The organism is Streptomyces pyxinae, assembly GCF_024756275.1.
GTDB classification, from domain to species: domain Bacteria; phylum Actinomycetota; class Actinomycetes; order Streptomycetales; family Streptomycetaceae; genus Streptomyces; species Streptomyces pyxinae.
Genome location: NZ_JANUGQ010000037.1, coordinates 39,735 through 60,261 on the forward strand (window position 1 = coordinate 39,735; position 20,527 = coordinate 60,261).

21 protein-coding genes are annotated in these 20,527 nt (G+C 73.9%); 16 read left to right on the forward strand and 5 right to left on the reverse strand.

Translation table 11 applies throughout. The features are described 5' to 3' along the window. Nucleotides 1–75: 75 nt before the first annotated feature. Both NX801_RS28480 and NX801_RS28485 read right to left on the reverse strand, forming a co-directional pair. Nucleotides 76–315: a DUF397 domain-containing protein gene (locus tag NX801_RS28480; RefSeq protein WP_258790827.1), complete on the reverse strand. Its 240-nt coding sequence runs from the start codon at nucleotides 313–315 to the stop codon at nucleotides 76–78. Further along, nucleotides 312–1,202, reverse strand: a complete 891-nt coding sequence (locus NX801_RS28485; RefSeq protein WP_258790828.1) for a helix-turn-helix domain-containing protein — start codon at nucleotides 1,200–1,202, stop codon at nucleotides 312–314. The genes NX801_RS28480 and NX801_RS28485 overlap by 4 nt, the downstream gene beginning before the upstream one ends. Before the next feature lie 156 nt (nucleotides 1,203–1,358). Here NX801_RS28485 and NX801_RS28490 point away from each other — a divergent pair, with 156 nt between their 5' ends. The 9 genes from NX801_RS28490 (at nucleotide 1,359) to NX801_RS31080 (ending at nucleotide 9,873) form a co-directional block, all read left to right on the forward strand. Next, the gene (locus NX801_RS28490; protein ID WP_258790829.1) at nucleotides 1,359–1,940 is read left to right on the forward strand and encodes an ATP-binding protein; all 582 of its coding nucleotides are present in this window, start codon (nucleotides 1,359–1,361) and stop codon (nucleotides 1,938–1,940) included. Between the two features lie 96 nt (nucleotides 1,941–2,036). Beyond that, complete coding sequence (locus NX801_RS28495; protein WP_258790830.1) at nucleotides 2,037–3,128, forward strand: NADH-quinone oxidoreductase subunit B family protein; 1,092 nt, start codon at nucleotides 2,037–2,039, stop codon at nucleotides 3,126–3,128. Between the two features lie 35 nt (nucleotides 3,129–3,163). Beyond that, nucleotides 3,164–4,966 carry a nickel-dependent hydrogenase large subunit gene (locus NX801_RS28500; protein ID WP_428986260.1) on the forward strand — a complete coding sequence of 601 codons (1,803 nt, stop codon included), beginning with the start codon at nucleotides 3,164–3,166 and terminating at the stop codon, nucleotides 4,964–4,966. A gap of 143 nt (nucleotides 4,967–5,109) precedes the next feature. Beyond that, nucleotides 5,110–6,102, forward strand: a complete 993-nt coding sequence (locus NX801_RS28505; protein WP_258790831.1) for a NifU family protein — start codon at nucleotides 5,110–5,112, stop codon at nucleotides 6,100–6,102. Then, entirely contained in the window at nucleotides 6,099–6,809 is a 711-nt protein-coding gene (locus NX801_RS28510; RefSeq protein WP_258790832.1) for a DUF5947 family protein, read from the forward strand. The genes NX801_RS28505 and NX801_RS28510 overlap by 4 nt, the downstream gene beginning before the upstream one ends. Then, nucleotides 6,806–7,465 (forward strand): DUF6084 family protein, encoded by a 660-nt coding sequence (locus NX801_RS28515; protein WP_258790833.1) that lies wholly within the window; start codon nucleotides 6,806–6,808, stop codon nucleotides 7,463–7,465. Before NX801_RS28510 ends, NX801_RS28515 begins: the two co-directional genes overlap by 4 nt. Beyond that, nucleotides 7,462–9,120 (forward strand): hypothetical protein, encoded by a 1,659-nt coding sequence (locus tag NX801_RS28520; protein WP_258790834.1) that lies wholly within the window; start codon nucleotides 7,462–7,464, stop codon nucleotides 9,118–9,120. The genes NX801_RS28515 and NX801_RS28520 overlap by 4 nt, the downstream gene beginning before the upstream one ends. Continuing rightward, nucleotides 9,104–9,709, forward strand: a complete 606-nt coding sequence (locus tag NX801_RS28525) for a hydrogenase maturation protease (protein WP_258790835.1) — start codon at nucleotides 9,104–9,106, stop codon at nucleotides 9,707–9,709. The genes NX801_RS28520 and NX801_RS28525 overlap by 17 nt, the downstream gene beginning before the upstream one ends. A 59-nt stretch (nucleotides 9,710–9,768) precedes the next feature. Further along, on the forward strand, nucleotides 9,769–9,873 hold the full coding sequence (locus NX801_RS31080) for a DUF6893 family small protein (protein ID WP_428986261.1): 105 nt from the start codon (nucleotides 9,769–9,771) through the stop codon (nucleotides 9,871–9,873). Nucleotides 9,874–9,955: 82 nt separating this feature from the next. On the opposite strand, the gene NX801_RS28530 is transcribed toward NX801_RS31080, so the two are convergent. Then, nucleotides 9,956–10,330: a helix-turn-helix transcriptional regulator gene (locus NX801_RS28530; RefSeq protein ID WP_258790836.1), complete on the reverse strand. Its 375-nt coding sequence runs from the start codon at nucleotides 10,328–10,330 to the stop codon at nucleotides 9,956–9,958. A 178-nt stretch (nucleotides 10,331–10,508) separates the two neighbouring features. Here NX801_RS28530 and NX801_RS28535 point away from each other — a divergent pair, with 178 nt between their 5' ends. The 7 genes from NX801_RS28535 to NX801_RS28565 all read left to right on the forward strand — a co-directional run bounded on the left by NX801_RS28535 (nucleotide 10,509) and on the right by NX801_RS28565 (nucleotide 17,456). Continuing rightward, a complete protein-coding gene (locus NX801_RS28535; protein WP_258790837.1) occupies nucleotides 10,509–10,955 on the forward strand; it encodes a hydrogenase maturation nickel metallochaperone HypA/HybF in 447 nt (148 codons plus the stop codon). Further along, nucleotides 10,939–11,772, forward strand: coding sequence for a hydrogenase nickel incorporation protein HypB (gene hypB / locus NX801_RS28540; protein WP_258790838.1), 834 nt, complete (start codon nucleotides 10,939–10,941; stop codon nucleotides 11,770–11,772). The genes NX801_RS28535 and hypB overlap by 17 nt, the downstream gene beginning before the upstream one ends. Continuing rightward, complete coding sequence (hypF, locus tag NX801_RS28545; protein WP_258790839.1) at nucleotides 11,769–14,201, forward strand: carbamoyltransferase HypF; 2,433 nt, start codon at nucleotides 11,769–11,771, stop codon at nucleotides 14,199–14,201. Before hypB ends, hypF begins: the two co-directional genes overlap by 4 nt. A gap of 9 nt (nucleotides 14,202–14,210) precedes the next feature. Continuing rightward, complete coding sequence (locus NX801_RS28550; RefSeq protein WP_258790840.1) at nucleotides 14,211–14,570, forward strand: HypC/HybG/HupF family hydrogenase formation chaperone; 360 nt, start codon at nucleotides 14,211–14,213, stop codon at nucleotides 14,568–14,570. Then, complete coding sequence (hypD, locus tag NX801_RS28555) at nucleotides 14,567–15,829, forward strand: hydrogenase formation protein HypD (protein WP_258790841.1); 1,263 nt, start codon at nucleotides 14,567–14,569, stop codon at nucleotides 15,827–15,829. Before NX801_RS28550 ends, hypD begins: the two co-directional genes overlap by 4 nt. Before the next feature lie 157 nt (nucleotides 15,830–15,986). After that, nucleotides 15,987–16,976 (forward strand): hydrogenase expression/formation protein HypE, encoded by a 990-nt coding sequence (hypE, locus tag NX801_RS28560; protein ID WP_309505924.1) that lies wholly within the window; start codon nucleotides 15,987–15,989, stop codon nucleotides 16,974–16,976. Between the two features lie 96 nt (nucleotides 16,977–17,072). Then, nucleotides 17,073–17,456 carry a hypothetical protein gene (locus tag NX801_RS28565; RefSeq protein WP_258790842.1) on the forward strand — a complete coding sequence of 128 codons (384 nt, stop codon included), beginning with the start codon at nucleotides 17,073–17,075 and terminating at the stop codon, nucleotides 17,454–17,456. 273 nt (nucleotides 17,457–17,729) lie between these two features. On the opposite strand, the gene NX801_RS28570 is transcribed toward NX801_RS28565, so the two are convergent. Together NX801_RS28570 and NX801_RS28575 are read right to left on the reverse strand one after the other, a co-directional pair. Continuing rightward, nucleotides 17,730–18,836, reverse strand: coding sequence for a mandelate racemase/muconate lactonizing enzyme family protein (locus NX801_RS28570; RefSeq protein ID WP_258790843.1), 1,107 nt, complete (start codon nucleotides 18,834–18,836; stop codon nucleotides 17,730–17,732). A gap of 191 nt (nucleotides 18,837–19,027) precedes the next feature. Continuing rightward, nucleotides 19,028–20,299 carry a hypothetical protein gene (locus tag NX801_RS28575; protein ID WP_258790844.1) on the reverse strand — a complete coding sequence of 424 codons (1,272 nt, stop codon included), beginning with the start codon at nucleotides 20,297–20,299 and terminating at the stop codon, nucleotides 19,028–19,030. Nucleotides 20,300–20,527 lie beyond the last annotated feature (228 nt).

Genomic DNA, 20,527 nt, shown 5'->3' on the forward strand with positions numbered 1-20,527 from the left:
CGGAGCGTGCCCACCACCCAGGGGTCGGACAATCGGGCCCCGGCCGGGGGTTCGGCTCGGGGCCCTGGGGTGGTGCTACCGGGTGTGGGTGAGGAAGGTGGTCCAGACCGAGGGGGTGAGGGCCAGTTGGGGGCCCTGTTTGTCCTTGGAGTCGCGGATGTGGACGGTGGTGGGGCAGGTGGCGATCTCCACGCAGTCGTCGCCGGAGCTGCCGCTGTGGCTGGACTTGTGCCAGGCGAGGGCCACTTCCACGCAGGAGTCGCCGGAGCTGCCGCTGTAGCTGCTCTTGAACCAGGTGAGGTCGGTGGTGCTCATAGGGCTCCTCGCATCCGCTGCAACACGCCCACGGATTCTCGCACATCGAGTGCCTGGCCGCGCATCCTCGCGTACCGCTTCTGGAGCGTACTCACCACCTTGCGGTCGGAGATCAGGATGCCGCCTTCCTGACCTTCGCAGTAGGCGTGCCATTTGTGGTCCGGGGTCTCCAGCAGTTGCAGGGGACCGTCGACACCCGCGTGGGATCCGCACTCCAGCGGCATGAGCTGCACCTCGACGTTCCGCAGCGCCGCCAGCGCCAGGGTGTTGTCGATCAGCTCCCGGGTGACCTCGGGCCCGCCGAGCCGCCGGTGGAAGAGGTGTTCTTCCATGATGAAGGTGAACATGGTGTGGGGGCGCTCGCGCAGCAGGAGGCGCTGGCGGTCGAGCCGGGCCACCCACTGGGTCTCGATCTCCTCGTCGCTGAGCGACGGCACCCGGTCCTCGAAGAGCTTTCGCATGTACGACTCCGGCTGGAGCAGTCCCGGGATCAGCCGGCACTCGTACGTATAGAGCGCGATCGCCGTGCGTTCCATCGACGCCCAGCGGCGGAACCAGGCGGCGAGGCCCGGCTGGTCGCGGGTGATGTGCTGGCCGGCCTCCCGGACGGCGCCGGTGCCGCCCAGGTAGTCGTCGGCGTGGTCGAGGAACTCCGGGGGCGGGGTGCGGCGGCCCTGTTCGATGGAGGCGAGGGTGTGCGGGGAGAGCGAGAGCAGCGGGGCCAGCTCGGCGCGCTCCAGACCGACGAAGGTGCGCAGTGCCTGGACGACGGAGCCGAAGACGCGCAGACTGGCGGACGTCTCGGGTTCCCTGGAGCCGCGCCTCGGGCGTTCCGCGTCCTCGGTGGCGCCGTCGCCGTCGCTCGCGCCGGTCCTCTGATCGACCATGGGTGGTCCTCCCGCTTCCCCGCCGACTGGTCACGTATCGGAGCAACAGGATCACGAGCGGTCAGAGGTACGTCCACCGTTTCGGCGCGTACGCCGGGGAAGCGTACGCGGGCATGTGCTGGCCAACAGGGCGCTGAGCTGGCCAGATTGGGCCCCATGGCACATTCCCCCGCCCCTCTGGGTGACCTCACCGTACGTGTGTTCAGCAAGCGCTTCAGTCCCACGCCGTCCGGCGCCCGGCTGGCCCGGCGGATCTGCGTCCAGCGGCTCCACAGCTGGTGTCTGCCGCTCGGCAACGAGATCTGCGACCGGGTCGCGCTCATCGTGGCCGAGCTGGCGGCCAACGCCGTCACGCACGGCAAAGTGCCCGGCCGGGAGTTCGAGGTGCGGCTCTCGCTGACCCCGCACCTGGTACGGATCGAGGTGACGGACGCGCGCGGCGAGTGCCGGCCGCCGGGGCCCGGGCAGGTGCCCTCGCCGGTGCCGGACGCGTGCTCCGGGCGCGGGATGCTGCTGGTCGAGGCGCTGGCCTCCCGGTGGGAGGTGCGCGACGGACGGCCGGTCGGCAAGACCGTGGTGGCGGAGGTCGAGCTGCGGGTCGGCCTGGACGAGCCGCAGACCGACCTGGACGAGCTGATCGAGCCGGTGGCCGCCGGGGAGCTCGGACCGGCCGTCCCCGGGGCGGACGCGGGTGCGCGGGGCCGGGCCCGGAGCGGCACGGGGCCCGGGCGGCGATAGGGCCGTCGCGCACTTACCGGGGGTGGGGAGCGGGCGGTAAGCCGGAGGGACAAGCATGCGTAACCCGTGCGCTCCGACCCACCCGTAGGAATGCTCATGGACGCCGCCACCACCCAGGCCGGGACCGGGCCCGATGTGGAACAGACCGGGGAACCGGTGGAGGAACCGACCGTTCACATCCTCTGGATCAACGCCGGGCTCAGTTGCGACGGGGACTCCGTCTCGCTGACCGCCGCCTCGCAGCCCAGCATCGAGGAGCTGGCCCTGGGGGCGCTGCCGGGGCTGCCGAAGGTGGCCGTGCACTGGCCGCTGATCGACTTCGAGTGCGGGCCGGTGCAGGGGTCGGACACCTTCATCGAGTGGTTCTTCAAGGCCGACCGGGGCGAGCTGGAACCGTTCCTCCTGGTGGTGGAGGGGTCCATCCCCAACGAGGCGATCAAGGACGAGGGCTACTGGTGCGGTTTCGGTGACGACCCGGAGACGGGGCAGCCGATCACCACCAGTGAGTGGCTGGACCGGCTGGCGCCCAAGGCGCTCGCGGTGGTCGCGATCGGCACCTGCGCGACGTACGGCGGCATCCACGCGATGGCCGGGAACCCCACCGGCGCCATGGGCGTGCCCGACTACCTGGGGTGGGAGTGGAAGTCCACGGCGGGCATCCCGATCGTCTGCATCCCGGGCTGCCCGGTCCACCCGGACAACGCCTCCGAGACCCTGCTGTACCTGCTCTACCAGGCGGCCGGCTCGGCGCCGATGATCCCGCTGGACGAGGAGCTGCGGCCGACCTGGCTGTTCGGCGCCACCGTCCACGAGGGGTGCGACCGCGCCGGCTACTACGAACAGGGCCAGTTCGCCCACGAGTACGACTCCCCGCAGTGCCTGGTGAAGCTCGGCTGCTGGGGCCCGGTCGTCAAGTGCAACGTCCCGAAACGCGGCTGGATCAACGGAGTCGGCGGCTGCCCCAACGTCGGCGGCATCTGCATCGCCTGCACCATGCCGGGCTTCCCCGACAAGTTCATGCCGTTCATGGACGAGCCCCCCGGCGGCCATGTGTCGGCCACCGCCAGCGGGGCGTACGGAAAGGTCATCCGCGGTCTGCGCCACATCACGGCCAGGACGGTCGACAAGGAACCGAAGTGGCGCACCAAGGGCGACAAGATCCTCACCGGATACCGCCCGCCGTGGTGACCCGGACGACGCAGGGCCTGGAGGTGGCGTGACCCATGACGCTGACGAACCACCGCACCGAACCCGGGATCGTGCCCGAGGAGAGCGGCAACCTCACCGAGATGTCCTGGGACCCGATCACCCGGATCGTGGGCAGCCTGGGCATCCACACGAAGATCGACTTCAAGCAGAAGCGGGTCGCGGAGTGCTACAGCACCTCCTCGATCTTCCGCGGCTACAGCATCTTCATGAAGGGCAAGGACCCGCGCGACGCCCACTTCATCACCAGCCGCATCTGCGGTATCTGCGGCGACAACCACGCCACCTGCTCGGTGTACGCGCAGAACATGGCGTACGGGGTCGCGCCGCCGCACGTCGGTGAGTGGATCATCAACCTCGGTGAAGCGGCGGAGTACATGTTCGACCACAACATCTTCCAGGAGAACCTGGTCGGCGTGGACTACTGCGAGAAAATGGTGCGGGAGACCAACCCCGGCGTGCTGGACCTGGCCGAGCGGACCGAGGCGCCGCACGCGCAGGACCACGGCTACCGCACCATCGCGGACATCATGCGCTCGCTCAACCCGCTGGAGGGCGAGTTCTACCGGGAGGCGCTCCACGTCAGCCGGTACACCCGGGAGATGTTCTGTCTGATGGAAGGGCGGCACGTCCACCCGTCCACGCTCTACCCGGGCGGTGTGGGCACCCTCGCCACGGTGCAGCTGTTCACCGACTACCTGACCCGGCTCACCCGGTACGTCGAGTTCATGAAGCGGGTGGTCCCGCTCCACGACGACCTCTTCGACTTCTTCTACACCGCGCTGCCGGGGTACGAGAACGTCGGCCGGCGGCGGGTGCTGCTCGGCTGCTGGGGCGCGCTCAACGACCCGGAGTACTGCGACTTCACCTACGCCAACATGGCCGACTGGGGCCGGCGGATGTTCGTCACGCCCGGCGTGGTGGTCGACGGCGACCTGATCACCAACAGCCTGGTCGACATCAACCTCGGCATCCGCATCCTGCTCGGCTCCTCCTACTACGAGGACTGGACCGGCCAGGAGAAGTTCGTCGAGCGGGACCCGCTGGGCAACCCGGTGGACGAGCGCCACCCGTGGAACCAGCACACCATCCCGGCCCCGCAGAAGCGCGACTTCGACGACAAGTACAGCTGGGTCATGTCCCCGCGCTGGTTCGACGGTACCGACCACCTGGCGCTGGACACCGGCGGCGGTCCCATCGCCCGCCTCTGGTCCACCGCGCTCTCCGGACTGGTCGACATCGGCTATGTCCAGGCCACCGGGCACAGTGTGAAGATCAACCTGCCGCGGACCCTGACCAAGCCGGAAAAGACACTGGAGTGGCACATCCCGCGGTGGAGCAACGCCCTGGAGCGCAACCGCGCCCGCACCTACTTCCAGGCGTACGCGGCCGCCGCCGCCCTGCACTTCGCCGAGCAGGCGATGGCCGAGGTCCGCGCCGGACGCACCCAGACCTGGGAGAAGTTCGACGTGCCGGACGAGTCCATCGGCTGCGGCTTCACCGAGGCGGTGCGCGGAGTGCTCTCCCACCACATGGTGATCCGGGACGGCAAGATCGCCAACTACCACCCGTACCCGCCGACCCCGTGGAACGGCAGCGTGCGGGACACCTACGGCACCCCGGGCCCGTACGAGGACGCGGTGCAGAACACACCGATCTTCGAGGAGAACCCGCCGGACGAGTTCAAGGGCATCGACATCATGCGCGCGGTGCGCAGCTTCGACCCGTGTCTGCCGTGCGGGGTGCACATGTACGTCGGCGGCGGACGGACCGTGGAGGAGACCCATATGCCGACCGGGCTGAGCGGATTCGGCGGCTGAGCCACCCCGCGCGGGGCGGTGTGAACGGACCCGTCCCGCGCGGCGGTACAGCCACGGAACGCCGGCCGTGACGGTGGCGGAATCCGACGGTGACGAGACGGCCGGTGAGACGGCGGCGGACAGCGGTGAGAGGCCGGTGACCCATGGCGGCACAGTCCAGGGAGCAGCGGATCGGGGAACATGTGGCGGAACTGCTCGGCGCGCTCGACGAGGCCGCCGGAGCGGAGGCGCGGGACACCGCCGAGGAACTGGTGCGCTCACTGGTCGACTTCTACGGCGCCGGCATCGAGCGGGCCGTACGGCTCCTCGGCGACGCTCCCCGGGAGGCCGATCCGGTGCGGGTGCTCGCCGACGACGAACTGGTCGGCGGGCTGCTGGTGCTGCACGATCTGCACCCCGACGACACCCTGACCCGGGTGCGCCGGGCACTGGACGAGGTGCGGCCCTATCTGGGCTCGCACGCCGGGGACGTGGACATCACGGGCCTGGAGGGCGAGACGCTCTCGCTGGCGCTGCGCGGGAGTTGTGACGGCTGTCCGTCCTCCGCGCAGACCGTGCGCTGGACCATCGAGGAGGCCGTCGCCCGGCTGGCTCCCGAGATCGCGACCGTCGAGGTGGACGGCGTACCGGAGCAGGGGCCCTCGCCGGACCGGGAGCCGCAGTTGCTCCAGATCATGTCCGGGCCGCCGGGCGAGGGCCACCCGGTGACGGCCGGCGGCCCCGGGGACGCGGGAGCCACGGCAGTCACGGGAGCCACCGAGGAGGAGGCCGAGTGGCACGAGCTGGCCGCGCCCGCGCCGGTACGGGACGGGGAGACGGCGCTACGCGATGTGGCCGGGGTGCCGGTGCTGCTGATCCGGTTGCCGGGCGGCCTCTACGCCTACCGGGACCACTGTCCCGCCTGCGGCGCCCGGCTCGGCGCGGGCCGGCTGGAGCAGGCCGACGGTACGGCCCTGCTGCGCTGCCCCGGCTGCCCGGCCGCGTACGACGTCCGGCACGCCGGGCGGGGGGTGGCCGGCGGCCACGGAGACCCGGGGGCGCCGGCCCATCTGGAGCCGGTGCCGCTGCTGGAGAAGGACCACGTGGTACGGGTCGCCCTGCCCCGGGCCCGGGTCCCGGCGGGGGCCCGGCCATGACCGTCCAGGGCGGGCGTCCGGGTCCCGGCGGGGGCCCGGCGACGACCGTCCCGGCCGGGCTCCGGAGGTTCACCGAGCGGCCCGCGCCGAAGGACGAACGGTGCGAACTGTGCGCCGCGCCCCTCACCCCGGCCGGCCACCGGCACCTGGTGGACACCGGCAGGCGCAGCCTGAAGTGCGCCTGCACCGGCTGCCATCTGCTCTTCACCCGGCCGGGCGCGGGCGGCGGCCGGTTCCTGGCGGTGCCCGACCGGTACCTCCACGACCCGGACTTCGCCTTCACCGAGGGTGATTGGACCGCGCTCCAGATCCCGGTGGGCCTGGCCTTCCTCTTCCGCAACGCGGCGCTCGACCGGTACGCCGTCTTCTACCCGAGCCCGGTCGGGGCCACCGAGAGCGAGCTGGACCCCGGTCTGTGGGACGCGCTGCTCGGCCGCACCCGGCTGGCCGCGTTGCTGGAGCCGGACGTGGAGGCGCTGCTGCTGCACTGCGAGCGCGGCGAGCCGACCTCCTGCCATCTGGTGCCGGTGGACGTCTGCTACGAGCTGGTCGGACGGATGCGGCTGCACTGGCAGGGCTTCGACGGCGGCGCCGAGGCCCGGTCCGACCTGGCGGACTTCTTCGGCCAGGTCCAAGACCGGGCACGGGCCCTGGAGCCCCTGGCCACCCGGCGGGCGGACGGGGCGGACGGGGAGGGCGGCGCATGACGGACCTCCACTTCGCCTGTACCGGCGCGCGTCCCGAACCGTACGGGGCCGGGCCGACGCTGCTGTTCGGGCTGCGGGTCGAGGAGGCCGACCACCAGCCGGTGCACGCCGTCGTGCTGCGCTGCCAGATCCGGATCGAGCCGCACCAGCGGCGCTACGCACCCGAGGAACAGGAGCGGCTGGGCGATCTGTTCGGCACCCCCGAGCGCTGGGGAACCACCCTGAAACCGGTGCAGTTCGCCCATGCCGCCACGGTGGTGCCCGGCTTCGACGGGGTCACCGAGATCGACCTGCCGGTGCCCTGCACGTACGACACCGAGGTGGCCTCCGCCAGCTATTTCCGTGCCCTCTCCGGCGGCGAGATCCCGCTGCTGCTGCTCTTCTCGGGGACGGTGTTCTCCGGACCCCGGGGTTTCCACGCCGAGCCGATCCCCTGGCACACCGAGACCGGTTACCGGATGCCGGTGGCGGTGTGGCAGCGGATGATGGCCGACTGCTTCCCCAACTCGGCCTGGCTGAGGCTGCGTTCGGACTGCCTTGAGGAACTGCGCCGCTTCCGGTCCGCCCGTGCCCTGCCGTCCTGGGAGGACACCTTCGCGACCCTGCTGCGAGAGGTGGGGGATTCCCGGGGAGCGGGGGAGGGGTGGTTGTCATGACGGAACGGACGCCGAAGGCGGGACGGACGGAGACACCCGTGGCCCCGGGCGCCACCGGGGACGCGGCGAACGCGGCGGACGCGGCGAATGTGCCGGACGCGGCGGACGTGGCGGACGTGTTCGCGCGGGCGCGGGCGGTGGCCGACGCGGTGCTCTTCGAGGGCTATGTGCTCTACCCGTACCGGGCGTCGGCGCGGAAGAACCAACTGCGCTGGCAGTTCGGCGTGCTGGCCCCGCCCGGCCGGGCCGCCGCGCTCGGTGAGCGGACCGTCCAGCGCACCGTGTGCCTGCTGGAGCCGCGCGGCGCCGAGCGGCTGGAGATCGAGCTGCGGTTCCTGCGGGTGCGGCGGCGTACCGTCGAGCGCGCCGACGCGGACGGACCCGGTGGCGGCCATGCCGGTACCCATACGGCCGTCCCCGAGCTGGAGCTGCCGGACCGGGTGCTGGTCCCCTGGGACGAGGCCGCCGAGGAGCGGGTCACCCTGCATGTCCCGCCCGCCGCGCTGGCCGGACCCGAGGCCCACCGGCACACCGTGCGGTTCGAGCTGAGCGGCGGCACCGCGTACGAGCCGGTCACCGGGCCGGACGGCCACCGGGTGGTCGGCCGGCTGGTGCGGCGGACCGCCCGGCTCACCGGCGAGGTCCGGCCGGTGCTGGAGCCGCTGCCGGGCCCGTACGGGGTGGCCAGGCTGACGGTGGAGGTCCGCAACACGACCCCCGAACCGGGGGACGAGCATCCGTCGTCCCCGGTCGCGACCGGTGACGGGGCCGCGGCCGGGGACCCGGGGAGCGGCCCGGGGCCGAGCGACGACGAGCGGGCCGCCGGCCGGGCGGACGCCCTGCCGTGCTGCATGCTCGGCACCCATCTGCTGCTGGCCGCGCCGGGCGGGCGGTTCCTGTCGATGACCGATCCGCCCGAGTGGGCCGCGCCGCTCGCCCGGGAGTGCCGCAGCGAGGGTGCCTGGCCGGTGCTGGCCGGGCCCGCCGGCCGGTCGGACGTGCTGCTCTCCTCCCCGATCATCCTGGAGGACCACGCCGAGCTGGCGGCCGAGAGCCCCGGACCGCTCTACGACGCCACCGAGATCGACGAGATACTCTCGCTGCGCACGGCGGCCCTCACCGAGCGGGAGAAGCGCGAGGCACGCGGCACCGACCCGCGCGCGGCCGAGGTGATCGACCTGGTGGACGGGCTGCCCCAGGAGCTGGCGGAACGGCTGCACGGCGCCATCCGGGAGTTCACCGGTGGCACCGGGGAGTCGGGCGGTGACCGGGACCCCTCGGCCGGAGGCCGCCGCCCGGCCGGACTCACCCTGCCCGGCGGCTCCGGCCACCCCTGGTGGGACCCGCAGCGGGACCCGGAGGCGGCCGACACCCCGGAGTCGGTGGTGGTGGACGGCCGGGAGGTCGGCGCCGGGAGCCGGGTGCGCCTGCGGCCGGGGCTGCGCCGCTCGGACGCCCAGGACCTCTTCCTGGCCGGCCGGGCGGCCACGGTGGAGACGGTGCTCCGGGATCTGGACGGCGAGATCCATCTGGCGGTGGTGGTGGACGGCGACCCGGGCTCCGACGTGCGCCGGGTCCAGGGCCGCTTTCTGTACTTCCGGCCGGACGAGGTGGTCCCGCTGGACGAGCGGAGGCACGATGACGACTCCCCGTGATCGCGCAGTGTCCGACCTGCCGGGCCGCACCCTGGTGGCCGGGGTCGGCAACATCTTCCTGGGCGACGACGGCTTCGGCGTCGAGACGGTGCAGCGGCTGGCCCGGCTCCCGGCCCCGGCGGGCGTCGGTGCCATGGGGGACGTCGGGGCCATTGAATACATGGACGTGGGCATCCGGGGCGTCCACCTCGCCTACCGGCTGCTGGAGGGCTACCGCCATCTGGTGCTGGTGGACGCCCTGGCCCGGGGAGCCGAGCCGGGCACCCTGTGCGTGCTGGACGCCACCGAGGAGGTCACGGGGGAGGCCCCCGACTCCCCGGCGGGCCCGGCCGGCCCTGCGGTGGACGCGCACGCCCTGGACCCGGCGGCGGTGCTGCGGCTGATCCGGGGCCTGCACCGCTCGCTCGGCGCGGCGGCCCCGGCCGAGGTCCATGTGGTCGGCTGCGAGCCCCGGGACACGGACGAGGCCATCGGGCTCTCCCCGCCGGTGGCGGCGGCGGTGCCCCGGGCGATGGAGCTCGTCACCCGGCTGACGACCGGGTGCGGTGTCCGGACCACCGAACCGGCCGGACGGAGTCGAATGGACTGACGGCACGTACTGGACCGACGGAGTTGAAGAGAACGACGGAATCGATGAAGGAGGCGGGCATGGTCCGCACCTGGATGGCGGCGGCGGCCGCCCTGGCCGCGCTCTACGCGGGCGTACGGGCGCTCCCCGACATACGGCGCTATCTGCGCATGCGCAGCATGTGACGGGACGGGACGGGACAGAACGGAACGGGGCCTCGACGGGACTCCACAGGAGAGGGAGGCACGGGAGGTGGAACCAGTGGAGCTAGTGGTGAGGGCCGCCCGGCGGGTGGGCCAGCGGGGCCGCCGGATCGACCGCCCGGTACCGCTTCAGGAAGACATGGAGGGTGTCGTGCAGCTCGCCCAGCCGGGCCGACCAGAGGGCCAGCTCGGCGTCCCCCTCCGGGGTGAGCCGGTACTCGCGCCGGGCCGGGCCCGTGCCGGTCGCGCGCCAGCGGGAGGCGATGGCCCCGCACTCCTCCATGGACCTCAGCAGCCGGTAGACATGCGCCGAGTCGGCGCCCGGCCAGCCGAACTCCCGGAGCCGCTGTACCAGCTCGTACCCGTGGCCGGGCCGCTCGGCGAGCAGCAGCAGCACCACGGGGGCCAGCAGGGCGCGTCGTTCGTTCTCGTGGCTCACACGGTTCACCAGGACCCGGGCTCGGCGCCGCCTCCGGCACGCGCGACACGTGCCGTACGGGCGATCTGTGCCGTACGTACGGTATGCGCACCTCACGGTAGTCCGGCCGCCCCGCCCCGGCCAGTCGGTGACCGGGGCGCCACGGGGCCCCGGCGGATACCGGGGGGAGGGCCGGACCGTGCATGAGCTGTCGATCGCGGTGGAGGCGGTGGCGCGGATCGAGGAGGCCCTGGACAGGCGGGAGAGGTCCGGAGCGGACGACGGGACCGGCCGCGTCACGGGAGTAACCCTGCGGATCGGGGAACTCGCCGGGGTGGTGCCGGACGCCCTGCGGTTCGCGTTCGACATCGCCACCGAGTCCACCCGGCTGGCCGGGGCACGGCTGGAGATCGAGACCGTGCGGGGCCTCGGGCGCTGTCCGGCCTGCGGGCGTACGGAACCCACCGGACTGCCACCGCTGCTGTGGTGCGAACCGTGCGGCACGGCCCGCGAGGTACTGGCCGGCCGTGAACTGGAGATCGCGTGCGTGGAACTCGCCGGACCGGCGGTGGCCGCCGGGGCGGCGGACGGCGCGCGGGAGCCGGGGGACCCGATCCGGGAGGCGAATCATGTGCCGCACCGTTGACCTGCACCAGGCCGTGCTGGCGAAGAACGACGAGCGGGCCGTCGCGCTGCGCGAGCGGCTCGCCGCCCGGGGCACCGCCTCGGTCAATCTGCTGTCCAGCCCCGGCAGCGGCAAGACGGCGCTGCTCGAACACCTGCTGGCCCGGTGCGCGGCCGACGGCCTGCCCGCGGCCGCCGTCACCGCCGACCTCGCCACCGAGAACGACGCCACCCGGCTCGCCCGGTCCGGCGCCCCGGTGCGGCAGATCCTCACCGACGGGCTCTGCCATCTGGAGGCCGGGATGCTCGGCCGCCATCTGGACGGCTGGCTGCCGGAGGAGACCGCCGTGCTCTTCGTGGAGAACGTCGGCAATCTGGTCTGCCCGGCCTCCTACGACCTGGGGGAGACGCTCCGGGTGGTGCTGGCCTCGGTCACCGAGGGCGAGGACAAGCCGCTGAAGTATCCGACCGCCTTCGGTCTCGCCAATGCCGTGGTGATCACCAAGACGGACATCGCGGAGGCGGTGGAGTTCGACCGGGCGGCCTTTCTGCGCAACGTCCGGCAGGTCAACCCGGGTGTTCCGGTCCTGGAGACCTCGGCACGCACCGGCGAGGGGACGGCGGAGCTGCTGGAACTGATCCTGCGCTGCCGCTCGGGCGACCGGCCGGTGCACCGGCCCGCCCTGGCGGCGCGGCACGAACCACTGCTCCACCACCGCCACGAGGACGACGCCGACGCCGGCCATGACCACGGTCATGGTCACGACCACGGTGGCGGTGACGGTCACGGCCGTGGCCACCGGCACGCGCCCGCCCGGCAGGGGGCCGGGGCGCCATGAGCGGTGCGGCGGCGGCCCCGCGCGGCGACCCCGGTGCCCGGCGGCGGTGCCGGGTGGAGGTCCGGGGTGTCGTCCAGGGCGTCGGCTTCCGGCCCTTCGTCTACACGCTGGCCGACCGGCTGGGGCTCACCGGCTGGGTGATCAACGACGTGAACGGGGTCGAGGCGGAGGTGGAGGGACCGGCCGGGGCGGTGGCCCGGTTCCGTACCGCCCTCACCGAGGAGGCCCCGCCGCCGGCCGTGGTGGAGTTCGTCGGCTGGCGGGAGGTGCCGGTGCGCGGCGGCACCGGTTTCACCATCCGGCCCTCGGGCGGCGGCGGGCCCGGCCGCACCCTGGTCTCGCCCGATGTGGCGGTGTGCGCCGACTGTCTGCGGGAGATCGCGGACCCGGCCGACCGGCGGTACCGGCACCCGTTCGCCACCTGCACCCACTGCGGGCCGCGCTTCACCCTCGTGACCGGGCTGCCCTACGACCGGCCGAGGACCACCATGAGCGGCTTCCCGATGTGCCCGGCGTGTGCCCGGGAGTACGCGGACCCCGCCGACCGCCGCTTCCACGCCCAGCCCATCGCCTGCCCCGGCTGCGGCCCCCGGCTCACCCTGGTACGGGCGGCGGGCGCGGCCGGGGCGGCCGAACCGCTCCGGGACGCGGCGGCGCTGGCCGGGGCCCGGCGGCTGCTGGCCGAGGGGGCGGTGGTGGCGGTGAAGGGCGTCGGCGGCTACCACCTGGCCTGCGACGCGGCCGACCCGGTGGCCGTACGGACGCTCCGCAAGCGGAAGAACCGGGGCGACAAGCCGTTCGCCGTGCTGGCCGGCTCGCTCGCCGTGGCCGAGCGGCTCGCCCGGGTGGGCCCGGCCGAGCGGGAACTGCTCACCGGCTCGCGCAAGCCCGTGGTGCTGCTGCGCCGCCGACCCGGGGAGGGCGCCGGCGCCGTGGCGGACGCGGTGGCCCCGGGCAGCCCCGACCTGGGGATCATGCTGCCCTACACCCCGCTGCACCGGCTGCTCCTGGGGCTGCCCGGCGACCCGCCCGGGCCCGAGGCCCTGGTGCTGACCAGCGGCAACCTGGCGGGCGAGCCGATCGTGACCGGGGAGGACGAGGCGCTGGCCCGGCTCGACGGCCTCGCGGACGCCTGGCTGCTGCACGACCGGCCGATCCAGGTGCCCTGTGACGACTCGGTGGTGCGGATCTGCGCCGGGGCGGAACTGCCGGTACGGCGCTCCCGTGGCTACGCCCCCTTCCCGGTCGCCCTGCCGCTGCCGGTGGAGCCGGTGCTCGCGGTGGGCGGCGACCTCAAGAACACCTTCGGCCTGGCCGAGGACCGGTACGCCTGGCTCTCGGCGCACATCGGCGACATGGACGACCTGGCGACCCTCGCCGCCTTCGAGCGGGCCGTCGGGCACCTGCGTGAACTGACCGGTGTACGGCCCCGGTCGATCGCCGCCGACCGGCACCCCGGCTACCGCTCCACCCGCTGGGCCGAGCGCGCCGCCGAGGCCGCCGGGCTGCCGCTGCACCCGGTCCAGCACCACCACGCCCATGTGGCCTCCACCCTGGCCGAGCACGGTCACGACGGCTCGTCGCCGGTCATCGGGGTGGCCTTCGACGGAACCGGCTACGGCGACGACGGGGCGGTGTGGGGCGGGGAGTTCCTGCTCGCGGACTACGACGGCTACCGGCGGTTCGCCCATCTGCGGTACGTCCCGCTGCCCGGCGGCGACGCGGCGGTGCGCAACCCGTACCGGATGGCCCTCGCCCACCTCCGGGCAGCGGGGCTCGACTGGTCCCCCGAGCTGGCGCCGGCGTCGGTCGCCTCGCCGGGGGAACTGAAGCTGCTGGCGACCCAGTTGGAGCGGAACCTGAACTGCGTTCCGACCTCCAGCATGGGCCGGCTCTTCGACGCGGTCTCCTCGCTGGCCGGGATCTGCCACCGGGTCGAGTACGAGGCGCAGGCGGCGATGGAGCTGGAGAACGCGGCACTGGCCGGGCCCGGTGCCCCGGACGGCGCCGACGGGGCCTATGCCTTCGCCGTGCGGGAGCCCGGTGGGTCCGGTGCGGCCGGTGGTTCGGCCGGGACCGGTGGGCCGCTGCTGGCCGACCCGGCGCCGGTGTTCGCCGCCGCCGTACGGGACCTCCGGGACGGCGCTTCGGCGGGCGTACTGGCGCGGCGATTCCACCGCGCGGTGGTGGGCCTGGTCCGGGACGTGTGCGACGCGGCGCGGAGTCGTACGGGCGTGGGGACGGTCGCCCTGACCGGCGGGGTGTTCTGCAACACCCTGCTCACCGAGGGGTGTGTCACCGCGCTGGAGGCGGACGGGTTCACCGTCCTGCGCCACCGCCGGGTGCCGCCCAACGACGGCGGACTGGCGCTCGGCCAGCTGATGATCGCCGCCCGGCGGGCGAACACGCCCCGCCCGGACGGGGACTGAGGAGGAGCCATGTGTCTCGCAGTGCCCGGCAGAGTCCTGGACATCGAGGAACGCGACGGCACCCGCATGGCCCGCGTGGACTTCGGCGGAGTGGTCAAGGACGTCTGCCTCGAATACGTGCCCGACATGGAGGTCGGGGACTACGCGATCGTGCATGTCGGCTTCGCGCTCCAGCGGCTGGACGAGGAGTCGGCCCGGCAGACCCTGGACCTCTTCGAGAACCTGGGCGTGCTGGAGGAGGAGTTCGGTGACGCCTGGGGCCGGGCGGCCCGCGAGGCGGGAGCCGACCGCCCGGGCGGCACGGCGGTCGGGGGCGGCGGGGGAGGGGACGTGCCCGGGGGCGGCCCGGCGAAGGAGGCGGGACGATGAAGTACCTCGACGAATTCAGTGATCCGGTGCTCGCGGAGCGGCTCTTCGACGACATCCGGGCCCACACCACCCGGTCCTGGGCCATGATGGAGGTCTGCGGCGGACAGACCCACTCGATCATCCGCCACGGCATCGACCAACTGCTGCCCGAGGGCGTGGAGATGATCCACGGACCCGGCTGTCCGGTCTGTGTCACCCCGCTGGAGATCATCGACAAGGCACTGGAGATCGCCGCCCGGCCGGACGTCATCTTCTGCTCCTTCGGGGACATGCTCCGGGTGCCGGGCAGCGGCCGGGACCTCTTCCAGGTCAAGAGCGACGGCGGGGACATCCGGGTGGTCTACTCGCCGCTCGACGCGCTGAGGATCGCCCGGGAGAACCCCGGCCGCGAGGTGGTGTTCTTCGGCATCGGCTTCGAGACCACCGCCCCGCCCAACGCCATGACCGTCTACCAGGCCAGAAAGCTCGGCATCGAGAACTTCAGCCTGCTGGTCTCGCACGTCCGGGTGCCCCCGGCGATCGACGCCATCATGAACTCGCCCGACTGCCGGGTGCAGGCGTTCCTCGCGGCCGGCCATGTGTGCACGGTGATGGGCACCGCGGAGTATCCGGAACTGGCCGAGCGCCACCGGGTGCCCATCGTGGTCACCGGCTTCGAACCGCTGGACATCCTGGAGGGCATCCGGCGCACCGTCCGCCAACTGGAGGCGGGCGAACACCGGGTGGAGAACGCCTACCCGCGTGCCGTGCAGAGCGACGGCAGTCCGGCGGCGCGCGCCATGCTGGCGGACGTCTTCGAGGTCACCGACCGGTCCTGGCGGGGCATCGGGATGATCCCGGCCAGCGGCTGGCGGCTGTCGCCCAAGTACCGTGACTACGACGCCGAATACCGCTTCTCGGTACGGGACATCGACACCGTGGAGTCCACCGTCTGCCGCAGCGGCGAGGTGCTCCAGGGACTGATCAAGCCGCACGAGTGCGCCGCCTTCGGCACGACCTGCACCCCGCGCAACCCGCTCGGCGCCACCATGGTCTCCAGCGAGGGCGCCTGTGCCGCCTACTACCTCTACCGGCGGCTGGACGCACCCCGGACGGCCCCGGCCGCGGCCGCGCAACCCCCGCGCGCCGCGAACGGATCCGGCGGTGGGTCCAGTGGCGGTGGAGCCGGTGGCAGTGGGACCGGCCACCGCAACGGTGCGCGCCGCGCGGGCACCACGGCGCCCGCCCGGAACACCCGGGAGGTGAACTCCGTTGACTGACACCACCGACACGGCAGCGGCCCCCGGTGCGGCCTCCGCCGGCGGTTCGGCTCCGGCCGCCGGTCCGGCTCCCGCCCCCGGGCCCGCTTCGGGCGCCGCTCCGGACTTCTCGGGGTGGACCTGTCCGGCCCCGCTGCGCGACCACGACAAGATCATCATGGGCCACGGCGGCGGCGGGGCGCTCTCCGCCGAGCTGGTGGAGCACCTCTTCGCCCCCGCCTTCCGCAACGAGGTCCTCGACGACCTGGGGGACTCGGCGGCGTTCCGGCTGGGCGGCGCCCGGCTCGCCTTCTCCACCGACTCCTATGTGGTCCGGCCGCTGTTCTTCCCCGGCGGCTCCATCGGGGACCTCGCGGTCAACGGCACCGTCAACGACCTGGCCATGTCCGGCGCCCGGCCGGCCTATCTCTCCTGCGGGTTCATCCTGGAGGAGGGCGTCGAACTCTCGCTCGTCGGGCGGGTGGCCGAGGCGATGGGCGCGGCGGCGCGGGCGGCGGACGTGGTGGTGGCGACCGGCGACACCAAGGTGGTGGACGCGGGCCACGGCGACGGGATCTTCGTCAACACCGCGGGCGTCGGGCTGATCCCCGAGGGCGTGGACATCGGACCGCGCCGGGCCGCCCCCGGTGACGCGGTGCTCGTCAGCGGGCCGATCGGCGCGCACGGCGTGGCCATCATGTCGGTGCGCGAGGGGCTGGAGTTCGGCGTGGAGATCGAGAGCGACACCGCGCCGCTCGCCGGTCTGGTCGCGGCGATGCTGGCGGCCTGCCCGGAGATCCACGCACTCCGCGACCCGACCCGGGGCGGTCTGGCCACCTCGCTCAACGAGATCGCGGCCGCCTCCGGCGTGGGCGTACGGCTCGCGGAACACGCCCTGCCGGTACCGGAGACGGTCGCCAACGCCTGCGCCTTCCTCGGCCTCGACCCGCTGTATGTCGCCAACGAGGGCAAGCTCGTGGCGTTCGTACCGGCGGAGCACGCGGACGCCGTGCTGGAGGCGATGCGGGCGCACCCCGACGGCAAGGAGGCGGTGCTCATCGGCACCTGCACCGAGGAACACCCGGGCATGGTCGTCTCGGCGACCCGGCTGGGCGGCACCCGGGTCGTGGACCTGCCGCTGGGCGAGCAGTTGCCCCGCATCTGCTGACCCGGCGGCCGGGCATCCGGGCCCCCGGCGAATCCCCGGCACCCCCGACATTCCGGAGCCCGCACCCGGGTTCCGCAGCACACGGAAGGCCGCACCATGGCGAAGGAGAAGGGCCACCCCGAGCACGGCGAGGGGCCGACCCGGCACCAGGGCAAGCAGCAGCACGGCTGGTCGCCGGACATCGACGACCAGAAGCAGCAGGACAATCCGAGCGGGCACCGCTCGTTCCACACCGAGACCTACGCGGGCGAGAAGAAGGCGTCCCGCAGGTCGGCGTCGGAGCGGGAGAAGGAGGAGTCACTGCGCGGCACGCCGCTGGAGAGCGGCACCAAGAGCGGCGAGGACCGGCCGGAGAAGTCGGCCGGCATGCGGGACACCGGGCGGCGCGGCCGCTCCGGGCGCCCGAGCGGCAGCAAGGACGACACCGCCTACACCGGCATCGACCCCAAGGGCCCGCCCGCCGAGGACGGCAGCCGCTGACGGCCGCGTCCGGCCGTGGCCTCGGCCCCGGGCCGTCCGGGCCCCGGGGCCGAGGCCGTTCGGAAACACCGGGGCGGCTCTCGGGGCCCCGGGCACGGTCGGCGCCCGGGGCCACGGCCGAGGCGGCTTCCGGGGCCACGGCCGAGGCGGCTTCCGGGGCCACGGTCCGAGGCCACCCGGGGCCATGGCCCGAGGCCACTCGGGACCTTGGGCCGAGGCCACTCGGGACCTTGGGCAAGGTGGTTTCCGGGGCCCCCGGGCCGCCGGAGCCCGTCAGCCCACAGAGACCGGGTCGTCCAGCGCCGTCAACTCATGGCCGATGCCCGGCAGTTCCGGCAGCTCCACCTCGCCGGTCGCCAGGGTGTCCGCGAACGGCCCGGGGGCCAGCGGCTCCTCGTCCACCAGCAGCGGGCCCACCAGATCGGCCGGTACGGTGGCGCACGGCAGCGCGGCCGACAGCTGCGCGGCGGCCAGGGTCGCCACACCCAGCTCGGGCATGGAGCCGATCTTGACGGCCAGTCCTGCCGTCTCCGCGATCGCCGCGATCTGCCGCGCCCGGTGAAGGCCGCCCACCTTCAGCACCTTGATGTTCAGCACGTCCACGGCGTCCCGGCGCACCAACTCCAGTGCGTCGTGCACCGATTGCAGGGACTCGTCGGCCATCACCCGCACCCGGCCACGGGCCCGGAGCGCGGCGAGCCCGGCCAGGTCCCAGCGGGGGAGCGGCTGTTCGAGCAGATCGAGCCCGGCGTCCGCGAGCGCGTCCACGGTCCGGGCGGCCGTCGCGGGGGCGTACCCCTCATTGGCGTCCAGCGAGAGTTCGACCCCGTCCGGCAGCCCGGCGCGCACGGTCCGCACCAGCGCCACATCGGCCGGCGGGTCCTCGCCGCCCTTGAGCTTGAGGTGCCGGAAGCCGAGACGCGCGTACCGGGCGGCCTCCTCGGCCATCTCCGCGGGCGTGCCCAGGCCGACCACCCAGGTCGTCGGCACCCGGTCGGTCACCGCGCCGCCGAGCAGCAGCCGCAGCGGCCAGCCGGCGGCGCGGGCCGCCAGGTCGTGCAGGGCCATGTCCAGCGCCGCCTTGGCCAGGTGCTGGCCCCGGATGGCGGCGTCCATGGCCGCGTGCGCGCCGGCCAGATCACGCGGGTCCCGGCCGATCAGCGCGGGAGCGGCGTATCCGGTCAGCGCGGCGGCCAGTCCGTCGAGGGTCTCCCCGGTGTACGCGGTCATGGGGGACGCCTCGCCGAAGCCGGAGGCCCCGTCGGTGGTGCGGACCTCCACCAGCAGGGTGACCAGCTCGGCGCTGGTGCCGCTGCTGATGGCGAACGGACGGCGGTAGCGGGCGCGGACGGTACGGGTGTGGAACGAGGCGATCTGCACGGTGTCGGCTCCTCGGTGTGTTCCCGGCTGTTCGGACTGTTCCGGTGCGTGCGGTGTGCCACTGGCCGCTCCGGCCCGCGCGAGGTGCGCGACGCGGGTGGCGCGCGGGGAGCGCTCGGCGGGCGTGGCGGGCTTCCTTGGCCACCCCGGTACGGCCGCCGCCCGTCCTGGGCGCCCGTGTGTTCCCGGGCCTACAGCCGGACGCGGTAGACGATGGGCGGCCGGCCGCTCCTGCCCGCCTCCTGGCGGCTGCCGGACGGCACCGCGACCCCGGCCCGTTCCATCCGCTTCAGGAGGGAGCGGGCGGTGCGCTGCTGCACGGACAGGTGCTCGGCGACCAGTTGAGCGGTGAGGCCGTCGGCGGAGTGCCGGTCGGCCAGCTCGCGTATTCGTTCCAGGGTGGCCGCCCGGACGCCGACCCGCCGGGCCAGCAGCGCCGGGTCGTCGCCGGCCCGTCCGCCCGCGCCCGGGTGCCCGGGGCCGGGGGCGGCCGGGTCGATCACCAGGTCCACGTCATGGCCGAGCGACACCACTCCGGCCACCGGGCCGACCGTCCGGGCCCGGCCGACGGCCCGGCGGGCGAGCGACTCCGCCTCGGCGGCCGTCCTGGCGAGCCCGAAGCCCAGATGGGCGGTGCCGTACCGGGCGCCCAGCGCCTCCAGGAACGGCAACCGGGTGAACCGCCCGGTCACCGACTCCAGTACGCCCCGGGTGGTGACCACCAGGCGGCGCCCGTCCGGCAGCTCCGCCAGGCTGCCGCCCAGCACACCGAGCGCGCCCAGCCCGCCGCCCGTACCCCCCACGTCCGGCAGGTCCGGCCGGTCCGGCAGCTCCAGCACGCCGAGCGCCAGTTGGGCGTCCCCGCTGTCCCGGCCGGCGGTGGCCAGCACCAGCGCCCGCAGCGTGGCCAGCACCGAGTGGCGGGACGGGGCCAGCCGCACCGCGTGGGTCTCCTGCTCCAGCACCCGGAAGGCCGAACCCAGGCAGGTCAGCGCGACCCGGGCACCCGCGCGGTCCCGGGCGTCGCGGTGGAACTCCACCAGCTCCCGCGAGGTGAGCCCGTCGGCGTACGGCAGCACCCGGACGTGCTCGGTCGGCAGCTTGGCCTCGGTCAGCGTCTCCACGACCTCCTCCCGGCGCAGGGTGTCGATGGAGAGCCGCGACACGTCGTGCCCCAGCCGCAGCAGCTCCACCAGCGCGCGCAGCAGGGTGGCCCCGCTGTACGGGACGTACATCGCCGGCCGGTCGAGCACCCCGGCGGCGGAGGCCAGCTCGTACGGCACCACCCCGGTGAAGAGCAGCGCGTCCGCCACCGACCGGCCGCGCGCCACCGCCTCGGCCGTCTCCGTCTCATGGGCGTACGGCAGGGCCAGCAGCCGAGGGGTCCCGGCCGTCCGGGCGCCCAGCGCCACCACCCGGTCCACCAGGTCATGGGGGCCGATCACGCCGACCGTCGGCGCCATCGGCCGCTCTCCGTTCCGCTGTGCCATCGTCTCTGTCCGTGCCGTCCGTGTGGTGAGGGTGGTCGGGGTGGACGGGGCGGTCCCCTCGGGGGTGCCGGGGCACCGGGGGCGGCGCGGGGGCCGCGACCCGGGGGACACCGGCCGGAGCGCGGCGCCGAAGTCCCCTCGGGGGTGTGCTGATTGACGCCCGGTGACCGGGCCTCTACTTTCGGCCCAGGCCATAAGTCG